11 protein-coding genes are annotated in these 7823 nt (G+C 37.8%); all 11 read right to left on the bottom strand.

Annotated elements, in window-relative coordinates:
* Positions 1 to 593 (bottom strand): nucleotidyltransferase family protein (locus V7147_RS24215; RefSeq protein WP_335370351.1); only part of this gene is annotated, 593 nt, incomplete at its 3' end.
* A gap of 14 nt (positions 594 to 607) precedes the next feature.
* Positions 608 to 1318, bottom strand: a complete 711-nt coding sequence (locus V7147_RS24210) for a metallophosphoesterase family protein (protein ID WP_335370350.1) — start codon at positions 1316 to 1318, stop codon at positions 608 to 610.
* Positions 1319 to 1445: 127 nt separating this feature from the next.
* Positions 1446 to 1913, bottom strand: coding sequence for an acyltransferase (locus tag V7147_RS24205; protein WP_335370353.1), 468 nt, complete (start codon positions 1911 to 1913; stop codon positions 1446 to 1448).
* A 61-nt stretch (positions 1914 to 1974) separates the two neighbouring features.
* Positions 1975 to 2622 (bottom strand): pyrophosphatase PpaX, encoded by a 648-nt coding sequence (ppaX, locus tag V7147_RS24200; RefSeq protein WP_335370349.1) that lies wholly within the window; start codon positions 2620 to 2622, stop codon positions 1975 to 1977.
* Entirely contained in the window at positions 2612 to 3556 is a 945-nt protein-coding gene (locus V7147_RS24195) for a nucleoside recognition domain-containing protein (protein ID WP_335370348.1), read from the bottom strand. Before V7147_RS24195 ends, ppaX begins: the two co-directional genes overlap by 11 nt.
* Before the next feature lie 24 nt (positions 3557 to 3580).
* Complete coding sequence (gene lgt, locus V7147_RS24190) at positions 3581 to 4396, bottom strand: prolipoprotein diacylglyceryl transferase (protein WP_335370347.1); 816 nt, start codon at positions 4394 to 4396, stop codon at positions 3581 to 3583.
* A gap of 28 nt (positions 4397 to 4424) precedes the next feature.
* Entirely contained in the window at positions 4425 to 5360 is a 936-nt protein-coding gene (gene hprK, locus V7147_RS24185) for an HPr(Ser) kinase/phosphatase (protein ID WP_335370346.1), read from the bottom strand.
* 287 nt (positions 5361 to 5647) lie between these two features.
* On the bottom strand, positions 5648 to 6172 hold the full coding sequence (locus V7147_RS24180; protein ID WP_335370345.1) for a GNAT family N-acetyltransferase: 525 nt from the start codon (positions 6170 to 6172) through the stop codon (positions 5648 to 5650).
* A 120-nt stretch (positions 6173 to 6292) separates the two neighbouring features.
* Entirely contained in the window at positions 6293 to 6661 is a 369-nt protein-coding gene (locus V7147_RS24175) for a phage holin family protein (protein WP_335370352.1), read from the bottom strand.
* Positions 6658 to 6858, bottom strand: coding sequence for a PspC domain-containing protein (locus V7147_RS24170; RefSeq protein ID WP_335370344.1), 201 nt, complete (start codon positions 6856 to 6858; stop codon positions 6658 to 6660). Before V7147_RS24170 ends, V7147_RS24175 begins: the two co-directional genes overlap by 4 nt.
* A 10-nt stretch (positions 6859 to 6868) precedes the next feature.
* Positions 6869 to 7823: DUF4097 family beta strand repeat-containing protein (locus V7147_RS24165; protein ID WP_335370343.1), on the bottom strand; the 955-nt coding region annotated here is incomplete at its 5' end.

The following is a 7823-nucleotide window of genomic DNA, read 5'->3' as shown; positions in this document are numbered from 1 at the left end:
GCATGTTCATAATCTTCAGGCCTGTCAATATCCAGATTCCATTCCTTCATCATAAAATCAACAACAGATACAATATCAGGATTAGATTTGATTATTTGCCTGGCTCCTTGTTCTCCTTCAATCTTAGTTAGTTCATTAAAAACAGATGTATCAAAAAGCACAGGATGGCCTACTTCCCCCTTATAACGAGGCCGAACGATTCTTATTCCTTTTTCATAATTTCTTTCATAAGTCTCAGCAATTTTTCTTAAAACTTCTAAAGGAATAAAAGGCTGATCAGCTAAAAAGACCATTGCTGCCTTAGGTTTTGTCTTTTCAATGGTAAGTGCCAAAATCCCTTCCTTCAGCGAAGATGACATTCCCTGTTGATAATTTTTATTTTCAACATAAGTAACCTTCAGGTCCGAAACTAAGTCCTTAATTTCCTTTGTCTTTTCATTGCCGACAAGGATAATGGGTTTCATTTTTAATTCAAGTGCCAATTCAACTGAGTATAGGAAAAGTTGCTTGTCACCTAAATGGACTAGCTGTTTCACCTGACCAAATCTACTTGATTGACCTGCAGCTAAAATAATCGCACCAATGTTTTGCAAAATAAGCTCCCCTTTTAGTTGAAATCGTGATAATTGACCTTGTATTGGTTGGTAACCGTGGAATTTACGATCTCTAGACAATTTAGTTGGTTTTTAAATACACATCCACCATCAATTCCGATTTTGTTTTTCGAAAACCAAATCTCATTGGACTGATGAATTTCGTATGTTTGAGTGTGACCAAATACAACCTTTTTCGGAAAAGTATTCTCACTAATTATGAATGGCTTTCTGATGTTTAGTAGATCTATTGGTGATTGATTTTTTAGATTTTTAATGTTGGGATTAATACCAGCGTGTACAAATAAAAATTGTTCCTCTTCGTAATAAAGACGTGATGCTTTTAAAAATTCAATGTGATGACTGTATTTGTCAATTATGATGTTTAACACATGGTCAATTGATTCATTCTGAGCATTTGGATAGTAGCTTTTAAGAGTCTCAAGCCCGCCGTATTTCAAAAATTTATCATATAACTCGGTTTTTCTTGTTAGAATCACGTCCAAAAATCTTTGGTCATGATTTCCTCTTAAAGCTATTACATTTTCATTTTTAACCATATGCGAAACTCGTTCAATTACCTCTTTACTGTTTGGACCTCGATCTACATAGTCGCCCAGCAAAATAAGTTTGTCTTCTGAAGGTCGAAAATTGGCCTTTTTTAATAATGCATTAAAGTGGACTAAACATCCGTGAATATCACTTATAACCAACAATCTTGTCAATTTTTCTCCTCCCAATCATGAGTATTCTCTTTTTTTGTATAGTAACATATTATTCCAATGATGGATTTTAATAATAAAAATACCCATCAATCTCAAGTTTGATGGGCAAATCGGGAGCAGGTCATTTTTACTGACCTGATTCCTTTTCTTGTTGTTCACGTTGTTCTTTTGTATATATTACTTGCATCGGGTTACCGCCGACAAAACTGCCGGCTGGGACGTCTCTATGGACCAATGTGCCGGCTGACACTATTGCCCCATCCCCGATTTCCACACCTGGTAAGATTGTTGAATTGGCCCCGATCCTAACCTCGCTGCCCCTTTTAACGTCACCTAGTCTGTATTCTTTAATCAAATATTCATGAGCTAAGATCGTTGTATTAAAACCAATGACTGTGTTGCTGCCGACACTGATTTTTTCTGGGAACATAATATCTGGTACTACCATGAGAGCAAACGCTGTTTTTTCCCCGATTTTCATCCTTAAAAAGGTACGATATAGCCAATTTTTCATTCCCAAAAAAGGCGTGTAACGCGCCAACTGAATAATGATAAAGTTTTTTACTACTTTCCAAAAAGAAACAGTTTTATACATTTGCCAAAGCGAATTTGGACCCGAAACAAAATAACGTGTGGTTCGTCGTTTCACTAATTTTTCATCCTTTTACGGAAACAATGTCTAGTAAGTCACTCATATTCTCAAGCATAAAATCAGGTTTGTATTCCAATAAGAAATCTTTTCCTTTATGAGACCATGCAACTCCAGCAGTCTTTGTGCCTGCGTTTTGTCCAGCTACAATATCCTGATAATTGTCGCCAACCATGATTGCTTCTTCTGGGGTAGAACCTAACAGTTTTAGTGCCAATAACACTGGTTCTGCGTCTGGTTTTGGTTTTTGAACATCGTCCAATGTCACCACGACATCAAAGAATTGATCAAGTGCTGTTAATTTTAAACCCATATTAACTGTATTTCTAACTTTCGTTGTGACAACACCAATTTTATAGCCTTTTTCCTTAAGTGTCTTGATGGTATCGAACACTCCAGGAAATTCGGTTACTAGCTCGTCATGCTTTTCATGGTTAAATTTGCGATATTCTGCAACCATTTCTTCTGCACGGTCCGGATCTACTGAAGAAAATGATTCATGTAAAGTTGGACCATTGAACGGCAGAATTTCCTCTCTTGTGAATTTACGTTCAGGAAAGTATGTTTCAAAGGTGTGTAAAAAAGATTGCAAAATCAGTTCATTTGTATCGATTAATGTTCCATCTAAATCAAATAAAAGTGTATTAATTGCCATAAATAGGTTCCTTTCTATTATTTTGTTCGACACGGTTCCAGATAAAAGAAATCACCATCGTTAAAATGATTGCTGTTATGAGGCGTATAAACAGTAACGGTAATACTGGGATGCCGAGTGGGATAAAGATTAACGTATCCTCTACAACTGCGTGGCAGGACACTAAAAAAATTAACGCTAACGTTACATCCTTCTTACTTACATTATCCTCTTTTACAGCCTGAATCATTACACCGGCTCCTAATGCCAGACCGAACAAAATACCTGATGCCAAGGTTGTTGACGTATTTTCCTTCATTCCCAGTGCTTTTGTGATTGGAGCCATCCATCTTGAAAACACATCCAACCATTTTAATTCTTTTAATATTTGTATCACAACCATAAGTGGTATGACAATGATTGCTAACTGCAGAATCCCAAATGATGCCTTTTCAATACCATTCAAAAGGATATTGCCCCATCCTGAAATTTGTTCCTCTGAGCCTGACACAAGTCCATATTTTGCTAGTTCACTACCGCCATTCCAAACTAGATTGATAACAAAGGCAGAAATAAACGCTAGTCCTAGTCTCACTACTACAATGATCCAAATCTTCATTCCTACCTTTGCTGCCACGGTAGATTCGATAATCATATTATGCGAGAATGATAACATGACCGCTAAAATAAACACTTCTTTTACAGTCAGATCCAGTGTTAAAATCGCACCAATTCCTGCATAAAGGTTCAAAAAGTTACCTAATACAAGCGGAATTGCCGCATCACCTGATAGACCAAACCAGCCCATGATTGGTGCAATCCACTGTATCACCCAATCTAGCACTGGTGTATGCTGAAGTAATGTAACAAGCAGGGTAACAGGAAAAATTACTTTCCCCAATGTCCAAGTAGTTTTTAAACCTACTATGAAGCCTCTCTTGATGATTTCTAGCAAGTTTTCCCTCTCCCTTTTAGTGAATTATTTCTCTAAATAACGATCGTTCGAAATACCTTTATTTCTTCGATAAACGAGTACGATTAGTGCTCCAATAATCGAAACAACCGAAATTAATTGCGCCACTCGTATGTCCCCTAGCATTAAGCTGTCGGTACGCAGGCCTTCGATGAATAAACGACCAATTGAATACCAAATAACATAGGTGAGGAACATTTCCCCGCGCCTTAAATTAACTTTTCGAAGCATTAGCAATAAAACGAAACCAACTAAACTCCAAATGGATTCATATAAAAAAGTTGGATGATAGTAAACGCCTTCTATGAACATTTGATCCATAATAAAGTCTGGAAGTACATTATAAAAGGTTTGGATATTTCCTTCTGCGATTGGTCCGCCATGTGCTTCTTGGTTCATAAAATTTCCCCAACGACCAATCGCTTGACCTAAAATAATACTTGGTGCTGCAATGTCGGCTATTTTCCAGAATGACAAGCCTTTTACTCTTGCAAACACGACCGCTGTCACAACCGAACCAATTAGGGCACCATGAATCGCAATTCCACCTTCCCAAATCGCAATGATTTTAGAAGGATTTTGCGAATAATAATCCCATTTAAAAATAACGTAGTAAATTCTTGCACAGATAATGGCAATCGGAACCGCAAACAGCATAAGGTCCATAAATGTATCCTTATGCATGCCCCTACGCTCTGATTCCTTAATGGCAAGATAGAGGGCAAGCATGGTTCCTAGCCCAATAATAAGTCCATACCATTGAATCCGTAGTGCGCCCAATTCTAAAAATGTTGGGTCTAATGGTTGTATGCTTCGATCCATTTTCTCAACTCCCTTGTTTCAAAAATTTTTATATGTCGTCATGTTCCCCGTATTCAATCGCACTTGAAAGACGATTTGTAAAATCCTCTGCTGCGTTTAAGCCCATTCGTTTCAGACGGTAATTCATCGCTGCCACTTCTATGATAACGGCAAGGTTTCGACCTGGTCGAACAGGAATTGTATATTTAGTTAAGTCTGTATCAATGATTTTCATTTTTTCTTCATCAAGCCCAAGTCGATCATATTGTTTTGTCTGATCCCAAAGCTCAAGGTTAATAACCAACGTAATTCGTTTAAAATTGCGGATTGCACCTGCACCAAATAGGGTCATTACGTTGATGATACCGAGACCACGGATTTCAAGGAGATGCTCGATCAACTCAGGCGCGCTTCCAATAAGTGTGTCTTCATCTTCTTGTCGAATTTCAACACAATCATCTGCGACAAGGCGGTGTCCACGTTTTACAAGTTCTAGTGCAGTTTCACTTTTACCAACACCACTTTTACCGATAATCAGAACCCCGACACCGTATATGTCTACAAGAACACCATGAACCGCAGTTGTTGGCGCAAGCTTGCTTTCTAAAAAGTTTGTTATCCTACTTGAAAGTCTAGTTGTCTTACTGGTTGACTTAATGACCGGAACGGATTCACGTTCAGAAGCCTCAATTAACTCAGGCGGCACTTCCATGTCTCGTGAAATAACAATCGCAGGTGTAATATCTGTACAAAGCTTCTCCATACGGTACACTTTTTCGTCATGCGACAATTTATCAAAAAACTCCAACTCTGTTTTTCCTAAAAGCTGAAGCCTCTCAGCTGGATAATAATCAAAAAATCCCGCAAGCTCGATGCCAGGTCTTGATATGTCACTTGTAGTGATTGGACGATTAATTCCCTCTTCCCCACTAACCAACTCTAATTTAAATTTCTCAATTAAATCCTTTGTGCTAACTTTTGCCACGTCCGTTCCTCCTTGGTTGTGATTCGTGTAGTTTTATGTTTTAAAAGCCCTAGTTTTTCTTGCTTAATTAGGCTTATGTATCGTTGATGTTTATAATTTCAAACTCATTCTCCTATTTTAGCATTTTTCTTTGTAACGCCAAAACTTTTCTGTTTAAAATTAGGGGAGATTGTTGGGAAGGAAGGTTTTCAAGTGGTGGAAAAGTGGAAACAGGAGCAAAATCTGATTTTTAGTAATCTAAATTGTCAGTTCCCAAAGACACTCCACGACAGAATGTCTTTGAGTCCTCATTTTAACAATGAGTAAACATTCGTATCATACGCAACACCGTTTTGGTACATATAATTTCTTAAAACACCCTCTTTTTCAAAACCAAGCTTTATTAATAAATCATTTGATCCAGTATTCTGAAGAAATACAACCGCACCAATACGAGTTAAACCAAGTTCGTTCAAACCATATGTGATTACTTTGGAAATAGCCTCGGTTGCGAAGCCTTGACGCCAGAATAAGGGATGAAGTTCGTACCCAATTTCTGCACGCTTATGTTTAGGAGACCAGGCATTAAAACCAATTGTGCCTATGAGCCCCTCCCTTTCCTTTAATTCTATCCCCCATCTGATACCACGTTTTTCTTTATAGTTTTTTGCAAAGAATTCAATAAACTGCTCTGCTTGTTTTAATTCAGTAATAGGATCCTGGCCATAGTAACGTGTTACATCATGACTTGAAAAACATTCAAAAATTCCTTGAACATCGCTATGTACGATTTCTCTTAATCTTAGTCTTTCGGTTCCTAGTGTTGGGAACATCTTCGGGCTCCTTTATCTATTTTGACTATACTTTCGACAAAAACGATACTTATCCTGCTTAAGCTTAAACAGGATTTCACCTCATAAAAAATGCCTACCAAATGTGATAGGCATTTACCATTATTTTTTCTTTTTTTCCTGAAGTGGTTCGACGATTACTTTTTGAATCAGTAGGTTTAGAATGGATATAATGATTGCCGCTAATACTGCAGTGCCAAAGCCTTCGATGACGAAAGAGTCGCCCATTATGGTTTGCGTCAGCATTAAGGTAATGGCATTGATGACGAATAAAAATAAACCTAATGATAGAACCGTTACAGGTAAGGTTAAGAGTATAAGAATCGGTTTTACGATTACATTTAAAATCGATAGGATGATACTGGCTATGATTGCTGCGCCAACACCTTCCAAATGGAAAGTATCAACATAGCCTGCGACTACCATGAGTACGATGCTATTTACAATTATGCTAGCAAGCCATTTCATTATCTATAGACATCCCCTTCATTCGGTACAATAAATAACCAAACGAGATAAATAAGCCCTAGAGAACCTACACCCAAAAAGAAGCCAACTACCGCTAGTATACGTAATAGGGATGCATCGATTCCAGTGTAATCTGCAAGGCCTCCGAGCACTCCTCCTAGCATTCTATTTTGGGTGGAACGGAATAATTTCTTTTTCATAAACAACACCTCAAAGTGGTTTTATATTAATTGACCCTGTTTTCGTTTCCGCAAACAGTTGTAGCTTTTGCACTTTTTCTTCATTTGCCTTAAAACGAAGTGATTTCTGAACAACCTCGTTTTTCTCCTCAATGATTGACATCATTGCAAGTTCAGATTTAAAACTACCTAAATTTGATTTTAATTCCCCATCAACATGATAATCATTTGCAATAAACATATCAATGCCGCCTGTTGTCGTTTTTACAAATGCGGTATGGCAGAAATCTCCTTGAAGATCACACGTGATATTTCCATTAAAGCTTTGTAAGTCTACCTTTTCAAAGAGGCCTGATGCTGTAACTGTACCATTAATGGTCTCAGCTTCAAAATCCTTGCTCGTGATTTGATTTGCTTTAATGTGACCATTTGCCGTTTCTACTTCAACTGATTCGCTGTCAAAGTTCGAGATGGTAATAGCGCCATTTGCTGTTTTTGCACGGAATTCCTTTACCCGTAAATTTTCCCCAGCAATTGGTCCGTTAAACATGCGGGCTTTGATGCTCTCATAGTTTTCCTGAGGAACGTAGATTTTAGCATGAACCTTCATTTGTTTTTTCTGAATTGATAGTCGGAGAGCACCATTTTCAATCGAGAAAAGAACATCTTGTAAAAATACTTTTCGCGCTCGTTCTTGGTTTTCAATATTGTACACTTTTGCCTCACATTCAACGCGTACATCCCGCTCTTCCCAAGGAATAATGGTGATGCTGCCGTTTGAAACATCTAGGTCAAGCTTGGTAATATATACGTCCTTATGTTGAAAAATATGTTTTACATCTACTGCAGAACCAAAATTAAAGTCAAGGTCAAGGTCCTTAATTTTTTTCAGGGCAGTGTCGATAAAGTCCATAAATTTGTGTTTCGCCGAGCCTCTACTTTCATACGAGTTCTGGTGTTGCTGTTCGGATTGCTCATACTGAACC

The sequence above is a fragment of the Bacillus sp. JJ1521 genome, from assembly GCF_036965165.1.
In the GTDB taxonomy this organism is placed as follows: Bacteria; Bacillota; Bacilli; order Bacillales; family Bacillaceae_L; genus Ferdinandcohnia.
Note: the sequence above shows the minus strand (reverse complement) of the source record. Positions and strands in the feature narration are given on the sequence as shown.